The organism is Aminobacter sp. P9b (genome assembly GCF_045345995.1).
Classification (GTDB): domain Bacteria; phylum Pseudomonadota; class Alphaproteobacteria; order Rhizobiales; family Rhizobiaceae; genus Aminobacter; species Aminobacter niigataensis.
Window position 1 is genome coordinate 2732024 of sequence record NZ_CP150082.1, and the last position, 20595, is coordinate 2752618.

At 63.8% G+C, this 20595-nt stretch carries 17 protein-coding genes and 1 pseudogene; 9 read left to right on the forward strand and 9 right to left on the reverse strand.

Going from position 1 to position 20595, the window contains the following annotated elements; translation table 11 throughout:
- Positions 1-51: 51 nt before the first annotated feature.
- The gene (locus WHT83_RS13400) at positions 52-735 is read right to left on the reverse strand and encodes a N5-glutamine methyltransferase family protein (protein ID WP_406871431.1); all 684 of its coding nucleotides are present in this window, start codon (positions 733-735) and stop codon (positions 52-54) included.
- Between the two features lie 278 nt (positions 736-1013).
- Here WHT83_RS13400 and asnB point away from each other — a divergent pair, with 278 nt between their 5' ends.
- The 4 genes from asnB to nadE are packed head-to-tail and all read left to right on the forward strand — an operon-like array spanning position 1014 to position 5825.
- Positions 1014-2957, forward strand: a complete 1944-nt coding sequence (asnB, locus tag WHT83_RS13405) for an asparagine synthase (glutamine-hydrolyzing) (RefSeq protein ID WP_406871432.1) — start codon at positions 1014-1016, stop codon at positions 2955-2957.
- A gap of 22 nt (positions 2958-2979) precedes the next feature.
- Positions 2980-3267: an acyl carrier protein gene (locus WHT83_RS13410; protein ID WP_406871433.1), complete on the forward strand. Its 288-nt coding sequence runs from the start codon at positions 2980-2982 to the stop codon at positions 3265-3267.
- An 18-nt stretch (positions 3268-3285) separates the two neighbouring features.
- Positions 3286-4827, forward strand: a complete 1542-nt coding sequence (locus WHT83_RS13415) for a class I adenylate-forming enzyme family protein (protein ID WP_406871434.1) — start codon at positions 3286-3288, stop codon at positions 4825-4827.
- A complete protein-coding gene (gene nadE, locus WHT83_RS13420; RefSeq protein ID WP_406871435.1) occupies positions 4824-5825 on the forward strand; it encodes an NAD(+) synthase in 1002 nt (333 codons plus the stop codon). Before WHT83_RS13415 ends, nadE begins: the two co-directional genes overlap by 4 nt.
- Positions 5826-5868: 43 nt before the next feature.
- On the opposite strand, the gene WHT83_RS13425 is transcribed toward nadE, so the two are convergent.
- The 8 genes and pseudogenes from WHT83_RS13425 to WHT83_RS13460 all read right to left on the reverse strand — a co-directional run.
- Positions 5869-7200 (reverse strand): sensor histidine kinase, encoded by a 1332-nt coding sequence (locus tag WHT83_RS13425; protein ID WP_406871436.1) that lies wholly within the window; start codon positions 7198-7200, stop codon positions 5869-5871.
- 113 nt (positions 7201-7313) lie between these two features.
- Entirely contained in the window at positions 7314-7682 is a 369-nt protein-coding gene (gene mnhG / locus WHT83_RS13430; protein WP_406871437.1) for a monovalent cation/H(+) antiporter subunit G, read from the reverse strand.
- Positions 7679-7960 (reverse strand): K+/H+ antiporter subunit F, encoded by a 282-nt coding sequence (locus tag WHT83_RS13435; RefSeq protein ID WP_183261971.1) that lies wholly within the window; start codon positions 7958-7960, stop codon positions 7679-7681. The genes mnhG and WHT83_RS13435 overlap by 4 nt, the downstream gene beginning before the upstream one ends.
- Positions 7957-8442, reverse strand: a complete 486-nt coding sequence (locus WHT83_RS13440) for a Na+/H+ antiporter subunit E (RefSeq protein ID WP_406871438.1) — start codon at positions 8440-8442, stop codon at positions 7957-7959. The genes WHT83_RS13435 and WHT83_RS13440 overlap by 4 nt, the downstream gene beginning before the upstream one ends.
- Complete coding sequence (locus tag WHT83_RS13445) at positions 8439-10082, reverse strand: monovalent cation/H+ antiporter subunit D (protein ID WP_406871439.1); 1644 nt, start codon at positions 10080-10082, stop codon at positions 8439-8441. Before WHT83_RS13445 ends, WHT83_RS13440 begins: the two co-directional genes overlap by 4 nt.
- The gene (locus tag WHT83_RS13450; RefSeq protein WP_108608551.1) at positions 10079-10417 is read right to left on the reverse strand and encodes a Na+/H+ antiporter subunit C; all 339 of its coding nucleotides are present in this window, start codon (positions 10415-10417) and stop codon (positions 10079-10081) included. The genes WHT83_RS13445 and WHT83_RS13450 overlap by 4 nt, the downstream gene beginning before the upstream one ends.
- Entirely contained in the window at positions 10417-13317 is a 2901-nt protein-coding gene (locus WHT83_RS13455; protein ID WP_406873976.1) for a monovalent cation/H+ antiporter subunit A, read from the reverse strand. Before WHT83_RS13455 ends, WHT83_RS13450 begins: the two co-directional genes overlap by 1 nt.
- A gap of 246 nt (positions 13318-13563) precedes the next feature.
- Positions 13564-13702 (reverse strand): annotated as a pseudogene (locus WHT83_RS13460) (oxidoreductase); the annotation flags it as partial.
- A gap of 520 nt (positions 13703-14222) precedes the next feature.
- Between WHT83_RS13460 and WHT83_RS13465 the strand changes: the two are divergent.
- The 5 genes from WHT83_RS13465 (at position 14223) to glyA (ending at position 20308) form a co-directional block, all read left to right on the forward strand.
- Complete coding sequence (locus tag WHT83_RS13465) at positions 14223-15479, forward strand: aminomethyltransferase family protein (protein ID WP_406871440.1); 1257 nt, start codon at positions 14223-14225, stop codon at positions 15477-15479.
- Between the two features lie 189 nt (positions 15480-15668).
- A complete protein-coding gene (locus WHT83_RS13470; protein ID WP_406871441.1) occupies positions 15669-16493 on the forward strand; it encodes a methylenetetrahydrofolate reductase in 825 nt (274 codons plus the stop codon).
- A gap of 285 nt (positions 16494-16778) precedes the next feature.
- On the forward strand, positions 16779-17984 hold the full coding sequence (locus WHT83_RS13475) for an aminotransferase class V-fold PLP-dependent enzyme (RefSeq protein ID WP_406871442.1): 1206 nt from the start codon (positions 16779-16781) through the stop codon (positions 17982-17984).
- A gap of 9 nt (positions 17985-17993) precedes the next feature.
- Positions 17994-18953 carry a 2-hydroxyacid dehydrogenase gene (locus WHT83_RS13480; protein WP_406871443.1) on the forward strand — a complete coding sequence of 320 codons (960 nt, stop codon included), beginning with the start codon at positions 17994-17996 and terminating at the stop codon, positions 18951-18953.
- An 80-nt stretch (positions 18954-19033) separates the two neighbouring features.
- A complete protein-coding gene (glyA, locus tag WHT83_RS13485; protein WP_406871444.1) occupies positions 19034-20308 on the forward strand; it encodes a serine hydroxymethyltransferase in 1275 nt (424 codons plus the stop codon).
- Positions 20309-20595 lie beyond the last annotated feature (287 nt).

The following is a 20595-nucleotide window of genomic DNA, read 5'->3' on the forward strand; positions in this document are numbered from 1 at the left end:
AATGGCTTAGGATGGAAATATCTAGGAAGCGTTTCGAAATTCGAATTCGGTTCACGCTGGGGCGAGCTTCCGGGCGATTGCGACGCGCGGCAACCGTGCTGCGTCGGTGGCAAACTCCACCGGCGCGTAGGCGCGCCCCCTGGCAACCAGGGCCGCAACCTGGCGGTCCTGGCCTTCGCCGAATTCGAACGCCAGCCATCCCCCCGGCTTGAGGAATGCTGCCGCATCGCGGATCAGCCGCTGGTGGATCGACAGGCCATAGGGGCCGCCATCGAAGGCTTCGCGCGGCTCGGACGCGAGCAATTCGCTGCGTTCGCCCTCCAGTCGGGCAGACGAAATGTAGGGCGGATTGCAGACGACGAGATCCACGGTTGCGGCGAGGTCCAGCCCGTCAAACGCACCGAACAGGTCGCCTTGTGCAACGGTCACGCGATCGGCCAGCCCGAGACGCTCGACATTACGGCGGGCTACTGCCACGGTTGCGTCCGTCAGATCGGCGCTCCAGACCTCGGCGCTTGGTACCTTGGTGGCGACCGCCAGGCCCAAATTGCCTGAGCCGCAACACATGTCGATCACGCGCGCGCCTGCCGCGCGTCCGCCCAGGATAGCGATCGCGGCATTGCCCAATATCTCGGTCTCCTCGCGCGGCACGAGTACGCCGGGTCCAAGCTCCAGTTCGATCCCCATGAAGCGGTGGAGGCGAATATTGTCGCCGTCGCCCTTAACGATATGCATTGTTGCCCTCGCCAAGTCTTTCGCGGCGTCCATCACAACCTGCTGCGGCCAAGATCGTCAACTGATCAATGCATTCGCCGGCAAGGATGACCATCAACATGACTTGTTCATACAATTGCTTACATGGTGAGGCTTCGTTCCTAGGATGTCGAGCGCCCGGAAGGCCAAGACTGTCGCCATTGTGATGTGTCTTGGGAACCGAAGTGTGCTTTCCTATCATTGATTAACCTGCGCTATAACAAGTGCGTTCGTCGCGCTAGCGGATCAGGGTTTGGCGTATGTGTGGGTTTGTTGGGTACCTTGGCGATGTCGAGCCAGCTGCAGCTGAAAAGTTGCTGCGCCGGATGACCGACAGCATCGCGCATCGGGGACCTGACGAGCAGGGCGTGTATGTTTCACCCGGGGCCGGGCTTGGCCACGCGCGCCTGTCGGTCGTCGGACTTGGCGACGGGCAGCAGCCGATGGCCAGCGCCTCGGGCGATCTCCACATCGCCTTCAACGGCGAGATATTCAACTATGTCGAGTTGCGCGACGAACTGAAGGCGCGAGGGCGCCGGTTCCGAACCGGAAGCGACACCGAGGTGATCCTGCATCTCTATGAGGAGATGGGCCCCGATTGCGTCGATGTGATGAACGGCGACTTCGCCTTCGCCATCTGGGACGCGCCGCGCCAGCGCATGTTTTTTGCCCGTGACAGGATGGGCGTGCGGCCGCTCTTCTACACCGAAGTGCGCGGCACCTTGTATTTCGCCTCCGAAGTAAAGGCGTTGCTGCAGGTTCCCGGCTTTGCGGCCGAGCTCGACGAGATTGCGCTCGACCAGATATTCACGCTCTGGGCGCCGATCGCCCCGCGTACGGCGTTCAAGAACGTCTACGAGCTCGAGCCCGGGCACATCATGATCGCCGACAAGGGCGGGCTTGCCACGCGTCCGTACTGGCGGCTCGATTTCCCCGACGCCGAAGCGAGCCGCGAACCGCGTGACGAAGTCCGCGCGGCGGAGGAACTCAGGGCGCTGCTGACCGATGCGACGCGCATACGCATGCGCGCCGACGTGACGGTCGGCTCCTACCTCTCGGGCGGCCTGGATTCCTCGATCGTCTCGGCGCTCGCCGCACCGATGGCGGCAGGAGGGCTGCGCACCTTTTCGGTGACGTTCGACAGTGCCGAGCATGACGAAAGCGAGTTCCAGGAGGAGATGGCCCTTGCCATCGGTTCGCATCATAGCGCGGTGAATGTCGGGCCGGGCGACATCGCGTCGGTGTTCCCCAAGGTGATCGATGCCACTGAAAGGCCGGTCATCCGCACGGCGCCGGCGCCGCTCTACCAGCTGTCCGGCCTTGTCCGCGCCAGGGGCATCAAGGTCGTGCTGACGGGCGAAGGGGCCGACGAGGTCTTCGCCGGCTACGATATCTTCAAGGAGACGCTTGTACGGCGGTTCTGCGACCGGCAGCCTGGTTCGACAGGCAGGCCGCATCTCTTCCGCAAGCTCTATCCCTATCTGCCAGGGCTGCAGAAACAGTCGGCAGCCTATCTCGCGGCGTTCTTCGGCGCCGGCAAGGACAGCCTGGACGACACGCTCTATTCGCATCGTCCCCGGATGCGCAACACCGCGGCGGCAAAGCTGTTCTTCTCGGCCGACCTGCGCGCCAGGCTTGCTTCATACGATGCCGCTGCCGAACTTGCCGCGTCCCTGCCGGAGCGGTTCTCCCGCTGGCACCCGCTGCATCAGGCGCAATATCTCGAAAGCCGCTACCTGCTGCCGGGCTACATCCTGTCGAGCCAGGGCGACCGCATGGCGATGGCGCATGGCATCGAGGGGCGCTTCCCGTTCCTCGATCATCGCCTGGTGGAGTTTGCCAGCCGGCTGCCGCCTTCGATGAAGCTCAAGGGGCTGGTCGAAAAGCACATCCTGCGCGAGGCGACCAAGGACCTCCTGCCGGCGTCGATCGGCCGGCGGGTCAAGCAGCCTTATCGCGCCCCGGATTCGCAGTCTTTCGTCGGCGCAGGCGAACAGGAGTGGATGCGCGAGGCGATGAGCCCGGAAGCGATCGCGGATTCGGGATTCTTTGACGTTTCGACGGTACGGAAGCTGACGGAAAAGTGCCGGCATCAGGCGGTGACCGGTTTCCGGGACAATGCCGCCTTCATCGGCATCCTGTCGACGCAGTTGTGGAACCGGTCATTTGCCGGGAAGAGGGCGGGCGCCACCGAGGCTGCCTGAGGATGGACCAGAGGAAGAGAGCATGACGCAGCAGATCAAGGACACAGTCAAAACCTTCATCATCGAAAATTTCCTGTTCGGGGACACTTCCTATGCTTTGGACGATGATGTCTCGCTGATCGAAAGCGGCGTGGTCGACTCCACCGGCGTGCTTGAACTGGTGACCTTCATCGAGGACCAGTTCGGGCTCGAGATGGCGGATTCCGACATCGTTCCCGCCAATCTCGACTCGCTGGTGCGTATCGCGACCTTCATCGAGACCAAGACGGCAGAGGTGCAGCCCGCGGAGCAGGCAGCAGGCGCCGCCTGAGGGCGTCGGGAGAGGGCAATGCGACTGGAGCAATTCTTGCGCGACAGCGCGCGCTTGCGGGGCGACAAGATTGCTCTGATTTCGCGCGACGCGCGCCTGTCCTATGCCGAACTCGACAACCTGTCTGATCGGCTTGCCGCAGCGCTTGGCGATCGCGGCATCGGACGCGGCGACCGCGTGCTGGTCTTCATGGACAATTGCTGGGAAGCCGCGGTGTCGGTCTTCGCCATTGCCAAGGCGGGAGCGGTCTTCAGCCCGATCAACCCGTCGACCAAGGCTGACAAGCTCGACTTCATCATCGGCAACTGCCGCGCGCGTGCCGTGCTGACCCAGGCCAGGCTTTTGCCCGTCGTCAGCGAGGCGCTGGCCGCCGGCGACAACGACTTGCTGGTGGTCTCGACCGCAGCCGGGGGCGTTGCACCGAAGGGGGCTGTCTCGTTCGAGCAATGCCTCGCAAGTGACGCTCCGCCGGCTAACCATGGCGGCATAGATGTCGACCTTGCCATGCTGATCTACACCTCGGGTTCGACGGGCCGGCCCAAGGGCGTGATGATGACCCACCGCAACATTGAAGCTGCGGCCGGCTCGATCACGGCCTATCTTGAGAACACGCCCGACGATATCATTCTCAACGTGCTGCCGCTGGCCTTCGACTACGGCCTCTACCAGTTGATCATGTCGGTCAAGATGGGCGCGACGCTGGTGCTCGAAAAGTCGTTTTCGTTTCCGCAGGCGATCTTCGATGTCATTCGCGCCGAAAGCGTCACCGGCTTCCCGCTCGTTCCGACGATGGCCGCGCTGATCCTGCAGATGCGCGACATCAAGCCGGGGTTCCTGCCGAGCCTGCGTTATGTCACCAACACGGCGGCGGCGCTGCCGCCCGCGCATATCGCCAGGCTGCGCGAACTCTTCACGGGGGTTAGGCTCTACTCGATGTATGGCCTGACCGAGTGCAAGCGCTGCACCTACCTGCCGCCGGCGGAACTCGACCGGCGCCCCGGCTCGGTCGGCATCGCCATCCCCAACACGGAAGCCTTCGTGCTCGACGACGACGGCAATCCGGTGCCGCCGGATACGCCCGGCGAGCTGGTCATCCGCGGGCCGCATGTCATGCAGGGCTATTGGGAGAACGCAGAGGCGACGAACCGCATGCTGCGCCCGGGGAAAAATCCGTGGGAAAAGCTGCTCTACACCGGCGACCTGTTCAGCCGTGATGCTGAGGGTTTCCTCTATTTTGTCGGGCGCAAGGACGACATCATCAAGACGCGCGGCGAAAAGGTCGCGCCCAAGGAGGTCGAGGCCGTGCTGCACGCCTGTCCCGGCATTGCCGAGGCCGTGGTGATCGGCGTGCCGGACCCCATTCTCGGCCATGCCATCGGAGCGCTCGTCGTGCTGTCCGATCCCGGCGTGACCCAGCGTGAAATCCTGCGCCACTGCCAGGCGCATCTCGAGGATTTCATGGTACCGAAAATCATCGAGTTTCGATCCGAGTTGCCGAGGACCGACACTGGCAAGGTGAGCCGGCGTCTGGCCGCCGAATCCATGGAACCGACGGGATGAACATGACTGTGGCCCAAGCCGGAAGCTTCAGCGCCGCGACGCTGGCGATCGATCCCGAGGTCGAAGCCGCAAGGATCGCGGCGGCCCTGCGCAACCAGTTGACCGGCACGCTACGCCGGCGAGGGCTTGTCCTGGGCCTGTCCGGTGGCGTCGATTCCAGCGTCAGCGCTGCCCTGGCGGTACGTGCGGTCGGGGCCAAGAACGTGTTCGCCCTGTTCATGCCGGAAGACGATTCCGACCCGGAGAGCCTGCGACTAGGGAGCCTTGTCGCCGAAACCTTCGGCATCGCGGCGGTTGTCGAGAATATCGGTCCGACCCTGAAGGCGATGGGATGCTATGAGCGCCGCGACGCCTTCATCCGCCAGCTTGTGCCCGAATACGGGCCCGGCTGGGCCTGCAAGATCGTGATTGCCAACGCGCTGACCAACGAAGGCTACAACATCTCCTCGCTGGTGGTGCAGGATCCCGACGGCAAGCAGACCAAGCTACGCATGCCGCCGCAGGTCTATCTCGGCATCGTCGCGTCCACCAACATGAAGCAGCGTACGCGCAAGCAGGTCGAGTATTTCCACGCCGATCGTCTCAACTATGCGGTGATCGGCACGCCGAACCGGCTGGAATACGACCAGGGCTTCTTCGTCAAGAACGGCGACGGCGCCGCCGACGTCAAGCCGATCGCGCATCTTTACAAGTCGCAGGTCTACCAGCTTGCGGAGTGCCTCGGCGTGCCGGAGGAAATCCGTCGGCGGCCGCCGACGACCGACACCTATTCGCTGCAGCAGACGCAGGAGGAGTTCTATTTCTCCTTGCCCTATGACCGCATGGACCTGTGCCTATACGGGCTCAATCATGGCGTGCCGGCAGAAGAAGTCGGTCGTGCTACGGGCCTGACTGTGGAGCAGGTCGGGCGGGTGTGGACGGATATTGCATCGAAGCGCAAGACGACACGTTATCTGCACAGCGGGCCGCTGCTCGTCGATCCGGTTCCCGAGATTTGAACTAGGCAGCAGTTGGGGCTGCTTGTCTGGTTGGGTAGGGCCGCTACGGGGCGGCGTTCCGGATCAGGTCGACAGGTGCGTCCAGCGTCCAGGTGATGCCATTCGGTTCAAAGTTGAGATGACCGACGCCGCTCAGTGCCAGCGGCGCGATCCGCTCGAGCACGATCTTGCCAAAACCGGCTCGTGACGCCTTTTCGACCGTCGGCCCATTGCTTTCCTTCCAGGTGAGGCGGAAGCGACCGGACGTCGTCCAGCCGACCTCGACGGTTCCACCGGGCGACGAAAGCGCGCCATGCTTGGCCGAATTGGTGGCAAGTTCGTGAAACGCCATGCCGAGGTTCTGGACTGCGACGGTCGACAGGATGATCGGCTCCCCCGAGATCTTGACACGATGCTCTGCCGCGAATGGCCGGATCTGGTTATCGACCAGGTCGGCGAGGTTCGCGCCGCGCCAGTCGCCGTCGACGAGCAGGTCTTGGGACCGCGACAGTGCCATGATGCGGTTGCGGATCTGCTTCTCGAACTCGGCAATCGTCGTCGTGTGTTTGCCCGTCTCGCGGATCATCGAAAGGATCACGGCGAACTGGTTCTTCACGCGATGGTTGACCTCACGCATCAGCATGCGGATGCGGTTTTCGCTTTCCTTGCGCTCGGTGACGTCTCTGGCGATCTTGGAGGCGCCGATGACCTTGCCGGAGGGGCTGCGCACGGGTGAGACGGTCAGCGAAATCGCCACCTCCCGGCCGTCCTTGCGCCTTCTGATCGTGTCGAAATGGTCGACGCGCTCGCCCTTGCGGACTTTGCCGATGATGAGGTCTTCCTCGTCCCGCCGGTCGGCAGGGATCAGCATCATGATGTGCTTTCCGATGGCCTCGTCCGCAGAGTAGCCGAAAAGCCGGGTCGCGCTGGCGTTCCAGCTCTCGATGATGCCACACAGGTTCTTGCTGATGATGGCGTCGTCCGAAGATTCGACGATCGACGCCAGGCGCATCGTCTGCACTTCCGCCTGCTTTTGCACCGAGATGTCGATCAGCAGGTTGATGGCGCCCGTGACGTTGCCCGATGCGTCGCGCAGCGGTGCGGGGAATGCCAGGAACGGCACGAACGTTCCGTCGGGCCGCTCGGCGATGGCTTCGGCGCCGCGGATCGCGCGGCCTTCCCTGAGCGCCAGCGCCATCGGGCAGTCGCTATGCGCGAGGGGATCGCCGTCGGCAGTCCTGAGCCGCCAGGATCCGCACCATTCGTCCTTGCCGATTTCGGGTGTGTGCCCCCAGAGCTCGGCTGCCGCATCATTGAAGTAGGTGATCCGACCGTTTGCATCGGTCGTGTAGGCTGCGGCAGGCAGCGGGCCGAGTAGATGTTCACTGGTAGTCATCAACGCCCGCCGCTTCGAATTCCGGTAAGCTTTAACGGGCAACAGTCCCGGGAGTTCCGTTTACGCTACAGATACACCCAATCCTCGATCGAGTGCCCCGTGGTGAACGATGGTTATCGCCCATCCGGCGTGTCGGCGAGATGATCCGGTGGCACCTCGGAACCGCCTTCCGAACGGTCGCGATAGAGTGCCGCGCGTGCAAGCAGCATCAGCGTCACCGGCGTGGTGATGCTGATGAAGACGCCGATGAGGATTTCGTGCAGCACCGGTCGCGAACCGAGCACCGAGAACAGGATCATCGATGCGAGCACGATCGCGCCCGTGCCCCAGCTCGTGCCCAGGGTCGGCGCGTGGACCCGTTCGAAGAAGCTGCGGAAACGCAACGTGCCGATCGCCCCGATCAGGGTCAGGCCGGCACCGGCCAGCACCAGCAACGCCACCAGAAGTGCCGCCCATGCGGGCAGGTTTTCGGCATAGGTCATTCGATCACCTCGCCACGCATCAGGAACTTGGCAAGAGCCACCGTCGAGATGAAGCCGAGCAGCGAGATCACCAGTGCCGCCTCGAAATAGAGCGCATTGCCGGTGCGGATGCCGAAGGTCAGAACCAGCAGCATTGCGTTGACATAGAGCGCGTCCAGGCAGAGCACGCGATCCTGGGCGCGCGGCCCAACAATGAGCCGGTAGGTGTTGCAGGCCATGGCGGCGACCAGCATGAGCTGGGCTGCGGTCACCGACCAGGCGAGGATGGCGGAGGTCATTCGAAAATCTCCCGCAGGGTCGCTTCGTAGCGTGTCTTGATCAGGTCGATCCATTCCTGCTCGTCGACGAGGTCGAGGACATGGATGAGCAGGACGCCCGAAGCAGAATTGTATTCCACCCAGGCGGTGCCGGGCGTGCTGGTCACGATGCAGGCAAGTACTGAAAGCCCGGTACGGTCGCGAAGGTCGAGCGGGATCGAAACAAAACCCGCAGTGCGACCGCGCCGGCCACCCTGGAGGATGATGGTGGCGACGGCAATGTTGGAGCGCGCGATGTCCAGCAGGACGATGCCGCACAAATACGGGATGAGCTGCCAGCGCCGCAGACGCGGCTTGGACGGCTCAAGCTGCATCATGGCACGCGAGGCACCGATCGCCACGACCAGTCCGAGCAGGAAATGGCCCAGGGAAAATGCGTTGAGCAGCATCCATACGATGACGAGCGATGCGGTGAGAACGGGATACGGCAGGATGCGTCTCATTGTGCAGACACCCCGCTTGCCGACTCGGATCCGGGCAGAACGCCTTCGATGTAGGAACGCGGTTCGTGCAGCGCCTGCGCTGCGGCATCGGTGTAGCGCATGACAGCCCCGGCCTGGACCGTCAGCAGGAAGCAAAGCCCGATGAGCAGGATGATCGGCACGATCTCGACCACCAGCACCCTGGGCACGATGACCTCCAATGGTGCCCAGAACGTGCGGATGCCGGTTCGCATCATGGCGAGCAGGGCGGCAAGACCCGACAGGATCAGAAGCGCCGTAAGGATCCATCCGATGCTATCCGGACTGCCGGCCGCAGTGCCGAGGCCTTGGGGATTGAAGATGGCATTGATCAGCGCGAATTTGCCGATGAAGCCGGACAGAGGCGGCAGGCCAGCGAGCAGCAGGCCAAGGCAGCCGAAGCAGACGCCAAGGATCGCAAGCGCTCCCGGCATCACCACGCCGACTTCTTCCTCGTCCTCCTCTTCGGGTTCGATATCGTCGCCATAGGCTTCCATGGTGACCGTCAGAAGGTTTGCGGCAGGCTCCTGCGCCCGCTCTACGAGCTCGATCATCAGGAACAGCGCACTGACGGTGATCGTCGAACTAACGACATAGAACATCGCGCCGGAGACCACGGCCTGGTCGCCAAGTCCAACGGCGGCGAGCAGAGTGCCGGACGACACCAGAATGCTGTATCCGGCGAGCCGGCCAAGCGATTGTGATGCTAGCACGCCGAACGCGCCGAAGGCGATCGTCGCCATGCCACCGATCAACAGCACCTGGCTGCCGAAGCCGGCGAGCGGGCCAGCATCGGCGCCGAACAACAGCAAGGTGAGCCGCAGCAGCACATAGAAGCCAACCTTGCTCAGGATGGCAAAGAGCGCCGATGCCGGCGCCGAGGCCGCCATATAGGCCGACGGCAGCCAGAAACACAGGGGCCACATGCCGGCTTTGACGAGGAACGCGATCCCGAGAACGGCGGCGCCTGCTGCGAGCAAGGCCTGGTTTTCCGGCGCGACCTCGGGGATGCGCATGGCAAGGTCGGCCATGTTGAGGGTGCCGGTCACGCCGTAGATCAGGCTGACGCCGATCAGGAACAGCAGCGAAGCAGCCAGGTTGATGGCGATGTAGTGCAGGCCGGCGCGTACCCGGAAGGCGCCCGAACCATGCAGCATCAGGCCGTAGGAGGCAGCCAGCAGGACCTCGAAGAAGACGAAGAGATTAAAAAGGTCGCCTGTGAGGAAGGCACCGTTCACGCCCATCAGCAGGAACTGGAACAGGGTGTGGAAATGCGGGCCCGCCTTGTGCCAGCGCGCCAAGGAGAAGACCAGCGTTGCGGCGGCAAGCACCGAGGCCAGCACCAGCATCAGGGCCGACAGCCGATCGAGGACCAGCACGATGCCGAACGGCGGGGCCCAGTCGCCCAGCCGATACGTGTGTGTCACAGCACCGCCTGCCGCATCTCCGGTGTCGGCGAGGCGGAGTAGTGCGAAAGCCAGGCCCAGGAGTAGGGCCGTGGCGGCGATGTTGATGCCGGCTTTAAGGCTGTGGCGCCGCTCTTCGAACAACAGCAGGATTGCTCCCGCGGCCATCGGCAGCAGGATCGGCAGGATCAGGAGGTGCTGCGAGAAACCCATCATGGCTCCCGCCCGTCGACATGGTCGCTGCCGGTCAAGCCGCGCGCGGCGAGCAGCACGACGAGGAATAGTGCCGTGGTGGCAAAGCCGATCACGATGGCCGTCAGCACCAGGGCTTGCGGGATCGGATCCGCATAGTCTGCTGGATTGACGGCGCCGCTGCCGTCCAGCACGGGCGCGGCCCCGACGCGAAGCCTGCCCATGCTGAAGATGAAGAGGTTCACGGCATAGGACAGCAGCGAAAGCCCGATGACAACCTGGTAGGTGCGCGGACGCAGCAGCAGCCACACACCCGATCCCGTCAAGCAGCCGATGGCGATTGCGAGCGTCAGTTCCATCACGGCTGCTCCTCGATGCGCGAAGCCCGCAGCCTGCGGACGGATTGGTGGGCAAGCGCAATGAGCATCAGCACGGTCGCACCAACGACCAGCGTCAGCACGCCGAGGTCGAACAGTGCCGCCGTCGCCAGCGGTATCTTGCCGATGAGAGGCAGGTCGACATACTGCGCGTGTGAGGTCAGGAAGGGCTTGCCGAACACCCAGGCGCCGATTCCCGTGGAAAGGGCGAGGAGCAGGCCGCCGCCGATCCAGGTCACCGGCAGGATGCGAAGCCTGTCCTCCACCCAGATGGTTCCCGCCGCCATGTACTGCAGGATGAAGCCGGCAGCCATTGCCACGCCGGCGGCGAAGCCGCCACCCGGCGAATCGTGGCCGCGCAGGAACAGATAGGCCGAGAACATGATGATGACAGGGAACATCCACTGCATGATCACCGACGGCACGAACAGGTAGTCGGCGGCGGTTGCGCCCGCCTGGCGATCCGGTTGTGCCTCGTCATAAGCGCCTTGGATGCGCTGCTGTTCCGGCCGCTCGACGCTGTCGGGTGCGGGCCGGAACCGGCGCAGCAGCGCAAACACCGTGAGCGCCACGATGCCGAGCACGGTGATCTCGCCGAGCGTGTCGAAGCCGCGGAAATCGACGAGGATCACATTGACCACGTTGCGTCCGCCGCCCTCGCTGTAGGCCTTCTCGAGGAAGAAATCGGCGATGGTGTCGGGAGCCGGGCGTGTCATCACAGCATAGGCGATGACGGTCATGCCCAAGCCTGCGGCGACGGCCATCGTCAGGTCGCGCAGGCGGCGCAGGCGCGCCATCGGCCCCAGCGGTTCGCTGAGCGCCTGCGAGCGCTTCGGCAGCCAGCGCAGGCCGAGCAGGATGAGAATAGTTGTCACGATCTCGACGACCAGCTGCGTCACCGCGAGGTCGGGGGCCGACAGCCAGACGAAGGTCATGCAGGTGACGAGGCCTGTGCCGCCGAGCAGGGCAAGCGCTGCCAGGCGATGGAATTTGGCCTGGTGGGCGGCCGCAATCGCACAGGTCACGCCCACGGCCCACATGCCGGTGAAAACCCAGTCCGTGCCTGCCAGCTGCACCGGCGCCAGCCCGATGTCGCTGCCGAACAGCGAAAGCAGGGCCGCGGCGAATGCAACGAACACAAGCAGGCGCAACTGCGGTTGCAGGCGTCGCGTGCCGAGATTGGTCTCGATGAAGCGTGCCCACCGCCATGAGACGGTGACCATGACCTGCTCGAAGATGCGCTGGGCCTGGAAGCGGCGCAGCAGGAACACCCCTTCGGCGCGCTCGAGATAGTCGCCGATGACGAGATAGAGCAGGGCGCCGCCGACCAGTGCGACCAGGCTCATGATCAGGGGCACCGTGAAGCCGTGCCAGACGGCGAGGCTGTATTCCGGCGTCGCAGCCCCCAGCACCGATGTGACCGCGATATGCAGATACGGTCCGATCGTCAGTCCTGGAACGATGCCGACCACCAGGCATGCGAACACCAGCAGCGTGACCGGAAGGCGCATGAAGAAGGGTGGCTCGTGCGGTTCGCGCGGAAAGCTCTCGGGCGGCTTGCCGAGGAAGATCGAGTGGATCAGGCGCATCGAATAGGTCACCGCCAACGCGCTGGCCAGCACGGCGGCATAGGGCGCCACCGTGTCGAGCCAGGAATCGGCATGCGTCTCCACGGCCTCGGCGAAGAACATCTCCTTCGACAGGAAGCCGTTGAGCAGCGGGACGCCGGCCATGGCGGCACTTGCCACCATCACTAGCGTTCCGGTGATGGGCATGAAGCGGAAAAGCCCGCTCAGTTTCCTGAGGTCGCGCGTGCCGGTCTCGTGGTCGATGATGCCGGCCGCCATGAACAGCGACGCCTTGAAGGTCGCATGGTTCATCATGTGGAAGATGGCTGCGACCAGCGCGAGCGGGCTGCCGAGGCTGAGGAGCAGGGTAATCAGGCCGAGGTGGCTGATGGTCGAATAGGCGAGCAGGCCCTTCAGGTCCTGCTGGAACATGGCGACGTATGCGCCGAAGACGAGCGAGGCCATGCCGGCCAGGCCGACGATCATGAACCATTCCGGCGTGCCCGAAAGCACCGGCCAGAGGCGTGCCATCAGGAACACCCCGGCCTTCACCATGGTGGCCGAATGCAGGTAGGCGGAGACCGGCGTTGGCGCGGCCATCGCGTTCGGCAGCCAGAAGTGGAACGGAAACTGGGCGCTCTTGGTCAGCGCCCCGAGCAATACCAGCAGCAAGGCCGGAACGTAGAGCGGGTGGGAGCGGATCAGGTCGCCGGATGCCAGCACCCGGTCGAGGTCGTAGCTTCCGACGATGTGCCCGATCACCATCACCCCTGCCAGGAGGCCGAGCCCGCCGATCGCAGTGACGGTCAGCGACATGCGGGCGCCGTCGCGCGCCGCCTGGTTGTGGTGCCAGTAGCCGATGAGCAGGAAGGAGGTGATGCTGGTCAGCTCCCAGAACACGACCAGCAGGATCAGGTTGCCGGAGACGACGATGCCGAGCATTGCTCCCATGAAGGCCTGGAAGAAGGAGAAGAAACGCGGCACCGGATCTTCCGCCGACATGTAGTAGCGGGCGTAGAGGACGACGAGCACCCCGATTCCGCTGACCAGCAGCGCAAAGAGCCAGGCGAAGCCGTCCAGCCGCAGCGACACGGTCAGGCCGAGGCTGGGCACCCATTCGTACACCGCGTGGACCACTTGGTTGTCCCGGACGGGGACATAGAGGAGCCAGGCCAGCAGATGGCAGGCAAGCGCCACAGCACCTGCAATGCCACCGGCGAGGTTTCGCGACGTCGATGCCAGCATGACGGTTACCAGGCTTCCCAGGAACGGCAGCACAATAAGTAACGTCAGCAAGCTGTTGTCCGGCATCAGTATCTCGGTGCTCCCTTTGTCGCTCGGCTCCCTACCTCACTAACCATCGATGGCTGTCGTGACAATTGCCAAAGCCATGGCAGCCGCGATGATCTGTGTGCCTTACGGTTTATCGCCCGCTTGTGCTCGGTCGAGCACGATGAATGACGAGAGAAAGCCGACCGCGGATCATCCGAAGCGAATGATCCTCGTTGTCGTGATGTTTCACAAACGCGACAGAATCGCCCAGCGCCGGAGAAGCGCCCCCTAATGAGGGCTGGCAGTAGGACGCACGATGATCTCGCCGACGTCCACATCCTCTGGCTGTCCAATGGTGTAGGCGATCGAAGCGGTGATTGCTTCTGATGCAGATCGCCCGCCAGGCATTCATCGCATCCCGTGCTGTGGAAACGCTGGGGCTTTCGTAAGCCTTATGGCACCCCAAACCTTTCACCAAATGCGACTTTAGGGACGGGTGCGACGAATGGATGCTTCTGGCGCGAGCTGACGTATGCGCCGCCCATCAGCAAGCCATATTTGCCTTGGCGCTTCCTCATCTGGCATCTTTTCTGACTTCTCCCACGGGCAGACGCCGGCCGGGCAGGGTTGGCCTTTGGTCGCCGCGTCCTGTCTCGGACCATCTTCGTGGACGCTGGGCGACTCGTGCGGCCACTTGAACCTCAGGTATGCGTCCGGCAACTCCGGGCATTCCGAATTTCGTTCCTCCGTGAAAATCTCGACAGCAATAGATGCGATTGAAATGGCCTGTTGAAAGGGCCTCGCCAAAGCAGCCATGGAACAATGCTGGGCATGTGCCAGCTCCGATTCTTCCATGGCTGAGGTGAATTTGATCGTGTCGGGGAAACCGGTGCATCGACATCGGCAATTGCTGCCCCGCTCGTGGGGCGCGTGGAGGAAAGACTTCTATGGACGACGTCAAATTCATCACCGGCCTGAGCGCCGCGGCCGATGCCCGGGTTGCATTCCGCGGCACACCGTTCGTCGAGCGTACGGCGCCGCTGAACCAGAACGCCTTGTGGATGCGCTGGGACAGGAACATGGTCGTCGACGCCTATTCCGACATGGTCGAGGAACTGGCTGCGATCCGCAATCGGGTCGCCATGGGCGACATGTCGCCGCTGTCGAAATACGTCATCACTGGGCCTGATGCGGAAAGGCTGATGGACAGCCTGATCCCGCGCGACATTACCAAGCTGAAGGTCGGCCAGATATATTATGCGCCATGGTGTGACGAGAACGGCCACGTCGTCGGCGACGGCCTCGTCTTCCGCATGGACGAAACCACCTTTCGTGTCTCGGCCGATCCCGGCTTCACCTGGTGGAAGAGCCATGCCGAGGGCCTCGACGTCGTGGTGACCGACATCACCGATGACTATGGCATCCTCACCCTGCAGGGGCCGCGCTCACGGGAAGTGCTACGCGCTGTGACCGGCAATGCCTTCGATGAACTGCCGTTTTCGCGGCTAGGTTTCGTCACCATCGCCGGCCGGCAGGTCGAGATATTGCGCCAGGGCTTCACCGGCGAGCATGGTTATGAGCTCTGGGTCAGGGCCGCCGACGGCGCAGCCGTCTGGGATGCGGTACAGGAAGCGGGCCAGCCTTTCGGCATCCTGCCCGCGGGTGCCTGGGCGCTCGATTTGGCCCGGCTCGAAGCCGGCCTGCTGATCGTCGGCTACGACTACACCAGCGCTGGCCCCGATCATGGCGGCGCCGGTATCCAGGCAGCCGGCAAGTTCCGGGCTTCGCCTTACGATCTGGGTCTTGGCCGGCTGATCGATCTGCGCAAGAGCGACTTCGTCGGCAAGGCCGCGCTGCAGCGCATGTCGGAAGCGGGCGACCACCGCCAACTCGTCGGACTCGACATCGACTGGTCGCAGGTTGCCGGCGGCAAGGGCCTCGACGGCGGCACGCCGGGCAATCTCCGGCGCGTGCGCTGGTATCCGGTGCCAGCCTTCCATGACGGAGCTGTAGTGGGGCATGCCTCGAGCGTCGCCTGGGCACCGTCAATCGGCAAGATGATCGGCTTCGGACATCTGCGCGGCAAGGCAGCCGAAATTGGCTCGCAGCTGACACTGCGCTGGAACAAGGACGGCGAGGCAATCGACGTCAATGCGCGCGTCATCGAGCTGCCGTTCCTGTCGCTCAAGCGCGCCAAAGGCTGACGCAGCAAGCGTCGCATCCTCCCCGAAGAACCGCCGGGCGGCATGTACCGCCCGGCAACCCTGGACAATCGGCGGCGCCAGCCATGGCGGCGAACGCCGCAGGCTGGTCGCAATCGACCAAGGGCAGACATGACCGAAACAAGTGAAGCCGTTGCTGATAGGCCATCTGCCCGTGCTGTCGGGCCTGCCATGTCGATCGAGCTCGCGCCGGAGCAGGCGCGCAGCTTTGCGCCCGAAGTCTCGCACTTCCCGCTGGGTTCGCGCGTGTTCCTGACCCATCTCACCGGTAAGCCCGAGGCGATGCAGGTCGAAGCGGCTCTGCGTATCAGGGAAAAGGGCTACATCGCCGTGCCGCATCTCGGCGCGCGCAACTTCAAGACCGAGAAGGACTTTGTCGATCTCGTCGCTGCGCACAGCCGCAACGGCATTACTGAAGCGCTGTTTCTGGGCGGCAATCCGGCACTTTTTCCGGGGCCGATGAGTGAATCTGCGCAACTGCTGGCACATCCCGTGCTTCGCGACTCGACCATTCGTACGGCCTTTGTCGCGGGCTACCCCGAGGGACATCCGAACATTGGCGATGCCGATCTTGCCGACGCGCTTCGGCGCAAGCTCGAGATCTGCGATGACCGCTCCATCGATGCCAGGGTCGTCTCGCAATTCGCTTTCGACGGTGCTGCCATGGGTGCCTGGGCGCGAGGCTTGCACGAACAGTATCCAGGACTTCCCGTGCATGTCGGGCTTGCGGGCGTGACCAGCCTGGCCAAGCTGGTCAAGTTCGCCATGATGTGCGGGGTAGGGCCTTCGATCGCGGCGCTGAAGCGTTCGGCGAGCGGGCTGTTCAACGTCATTGCCGACCGCAATCCGGCCGATGTGATTGAAGCAATGTCAACGAGCTATCCGCAACCGGTGGGACCGCTGCATTTGCACTTCTTCCCCTTCGGCGGCTGGGAAAAGACGCTGGCCTGGTACAGCGAACATCGGGGAGCCCGTCGGCTGCGCCCCGGCGACTGATGAGCCGGGCCGTAACGGCCCGCCATGTCACCTGACCCGGCCATCGAACAGGAAACCGAGCGTGTGACGCATTCGATGAGCGTGCAGGACTTCGCGGCGTCTGGCCGCGACAGCAAAGCCGCATGCTTGCGCGTGCCTCGCCATGTTGAACGGACCCCCGACGGTCGCGTTCACCTAGGCGCGAGGAGCCACCAGAACCAGTGCAGGCAAGCCCGCCAATCGGGCGCCGATGCGAGGGACGATCGCAGGTCGTCGCGCGCCGAGATCAAACAGGAGGAACATCCGATGAAGAATGGAACCACGCATCTTTTCGTGCCTGGACCGACGAACATCCCCGATGCCGTTCGGCGGGCGATGAATGTGTCGATGCAGGACATGCGCGCACCGGACTATCCGGAATTGACGCTGCCGCTGTTTGCCGATCTCAAGAAGGTGTTCAAGACCGAGGCGGGTACCGTTTTCATCTATCCCGGCTCCGGCACGGGTGCCTGGGAAGCGGCCATCTCCAATACGCTGAACCGCGGCGACCGCGTGCTGATGTCACGCTTCGGTCAGTTCTCGCATCTGTGGGTCGACATGGCCCAGAGGCTGGGCCTTGAGGTCGACTGCATCGACGTCGAGTGGGGCGAGGGAGTTCCGGTCGAGGAATACCAACAGCGGCTGAGCGACGACAAGCACGGCCGTATCAAGGCGGTGTTCGCCACCCATAACGAAACAGCCACCGGCGTGACCTCCGACATCGCCGGCGTGCGCAAGGCGCTCGACGCAGCCGGCCATGGCGCGCTGCTGTTCGTCGACGGCGTCAGCTCGATCGGCTCGATCGATTTTCGCATGGACGAATGGGGCGTCGACCTTGCCGTCACCGGCTCGCAGAAGGGTCTGATGCTGCCGGCCGGCCTCGGCATCCTTGCCGTGAGCGAAAAGGCACTTGAAGCGCACAAGCAATCGCGCATGGAGCGCTGCTATTTCAGCTTCGAAGACATGAAGGCGTCATCGTCGACTGGCTTCTTCCCCTACACGCCACCGACCCAGTTGCTGCATGGGCTGCGTGCATCTCTCGACCTGATCTTTGCCGAAGGGCTCGACAACATCATCGCGCGCCACCATCGCCTCGCGGAGGGCGTGCGCCGCGGCGTGCATGCCTGGGGGCTCAGGCTCTGCGCCAAGGAAGCGAAGTGGTGGTCAAACACCGTTTCGGCGATCGTCGTGCCCGACGAAATCGATGCGCGGCATGTCATCGCCAACGGCTACTCCAGGTATCGGACGTCATTCGGTGCCGGGCTGAGCAGGGTCGCGGGCCGTGTCTTCCGCATCGGGCACCTCGGCGATCTCAACGAAGTGATGTGCCTGGCGGCGTTGGCCTCGGCGGAAATGTCGTTGCGCGATGCCGGCGCCAAGGTTGAAGCCGGTTCCGGCGTCGCCGCGGCCCAGGAATGGTACCGCGCCGAGGTCACCGGCAATCTGCAGCCGCAGCAAGACCGCGCGGCTTGAGGGGACAGGATGACCAGACCGAAGGTAATCGTCACCCGTCGCTGGCCGCTCGAAGTCGAGGAGCGGCTGGCTAGCCAGTTCGACGTCAGGCTCAACGAAACAGACCGCCCGTACAATCGCAGTGAGCTGCGCCTGGCGCTGCAGGAAGCCGATGCGGTGCTGCCCACCGTGTCGGACAGGCTTGGCGCCGAGCTGTTTACCGATGGTGTCCAGGCAAAAATTCTCGGTAATTTCGGCGTCGGCTACAACCACATCGACGTTGACGCGGCGAAGACAGCTGGCGTCGTGGTCACCAATACGCCTGCGGTGCTTACCGATGCGACCGCCGATCTTGCCATGACGCTGCTGTTGATGTGCGCCCGCCGCGCCCGGGAAGGCGAGCGTGAACTGCGCTCCGGAAAATGGACCGGCTGGCGGCCGACCCATCTCTGCGGCACCCAGGTCACCGGCAAGACCATCGGCATCGTCGGCATGGGTCGCATCGGCCAGGCCATGGCGCGGCGCTGCCATTACGGTTTCGGCATGGACGTCGTCTTCTACGACAGCCAGCCGGTTGCCGATCCTGGCATGCCGGCGCGCCAGCTGGCGACGGTCGATGACGTGTTGGCGGCCGCCGATTTCGTGTCGCTGCATTGTCCAGGTGGTGGCGAAAACCACTATCTCATCAACAGTCGCCGCCTCGGCTGCATGAAGAAGTCGGCGTTCCTGATCAACACCGCGCGTGGCGATGTCGTCGACGAACGCGCCCTGGTCAATGCGCTCGACGAAGGGCGCATCGCCGGTGCCGGGCTCGACGTGTTCGAAACCGAGCCGGTGGTGCCGCGCTCGCTGACCGAGCGCGACGACGTCGTGCTGTTGCCGCATCTCGGCAGCGCCACCAACGAGACGCGTATCGCCATGGGCATGCGGGTGATCGACAACCTCACCGCCTTCTTCGAAGGCCGATCGCCGCCCGACGCCGTCAACTAGTCCCCGTTTCAATTTACCAACACCAAGCCAAGGGCAGGCGCCAAACGGCGTCTGCCCCTTGCCGCCAGGAGACAAGAAGCATGTTCGGCTTTTTCCAACGCGACTTGAAGCGCCAGGATCCGGTGATCGCCGATGCGATCGCACGCGAAACCGCCCGCCAGCGGTCGGAGATCGAACTGATCGCCTCCGAGAACATCGTCTCGCCCGCCGTGCTCGAAGCACAAGGCTCGGTGCTGACCAACAAATATGCCGAGGGCTATCCCGGCCACCGCTATTATGGTGGCTGTCAGTATGTCGACCTGGCAGAAGCCGCAGCGATCGAGCGGGCGAGCCGGCTGTTCGGCGCGGCCCATGTCAACGTGCAGCCACACTCGGGCGCCCAGGCCAATGGCGCGGTCATGCTCGCCATGCTGAAGCCCGGCGACACCTTCATGGGCCTGTCGCTTGCCGCCGGTGGGCACTTGACTCACGGTGCCCGACCGACGCTGTCGGGCAAGTGGTTCAACGCGGTACAGTATGGTGTGCGCCAGAGTGACAGCCTGATCGACTACGACGAACTGGAGGTCAAGGCGCTCGAAACGCGGCCGAAGCTGATCATCGCCGGGGGCTCGGCCTACCCGCGCATCATCGATTTCAAACGCATCCGGGCGATCGCCGACAGCGTCGGCGCGCTGATGATGGTCGACATGGCGCATTTCGCCGGACTGGTTGCCGGCGGCGTGCATCCCAACCCATTGGAAGTCGCCGACATCGTGACCACGACCACGCACAAGACGCTGCGTGGTCCGCGCGGCGGCATGATCCTCACCAACAATGCCGACATCGCCAAGAAGCTGAACGCGGCGGTCTTTCCTGGCCTGCAAGGCGGTCCGCTGATGCATGTCATCGCCGCCAAGGCGGTTGCCTTGGGCGAGGCGCTTGAGGATGGCTTCAAGGAATATGCCAGGCAGATGGTGGCCAATGCGCGCACGCTTGCCACGACACTTTCGGCGCGCGGTTTCGATATCGTTTCAGGTGGCACCGACACGCATCTGATGCTGGTCGACCTGCGCAGCAAGGGTATCTCCGGCAAAGACGCCGAAGAGGCACTCGGCCGGGCCGGGCTGACCTGCAACAAGAACGGCATCCCGTTCGACCCTGCGCCGCCGGCGGTCACCTCAGGGATTCGGCTGGGTACGCCGGCTGCCACCACGCGTGGCTTCCGCGAGGCGGAGTTTGCCCAGGTCGGTACGCTGATCGCCGACGTGCTCGACGCCGTCGGCACCGATCGTGCCACTGAACAGGAACGTGCAGTTCATTCGACGGTGGAGTGGCTGTGCGCAGCATTCCCGATCTACGAAGGCCGTTCAATCTGACCTTGGGCGGCTGACCGCCAATGCAGCAGCTTGGCCGCTGCTGCATTGGCTCTTTTTCGCATTACCTGCAGATATGGTTTTGCGTATCTCGGCCATTCGGACGGTGCCGCGCCTGTCCTAACGTCGCAACGCAATCGCCGCACACACCAACATCCAGGCCGGTCGTTGATCGGCAGGCAGCATGCACCTCCGTCACGCGATGGGGGGCGACGCATGCTGCCTGACGCTGACGGGGAGGAACGCCTGGATCGCGACGATTGCCGCCTGCATGCGGGATGTCCACCCCG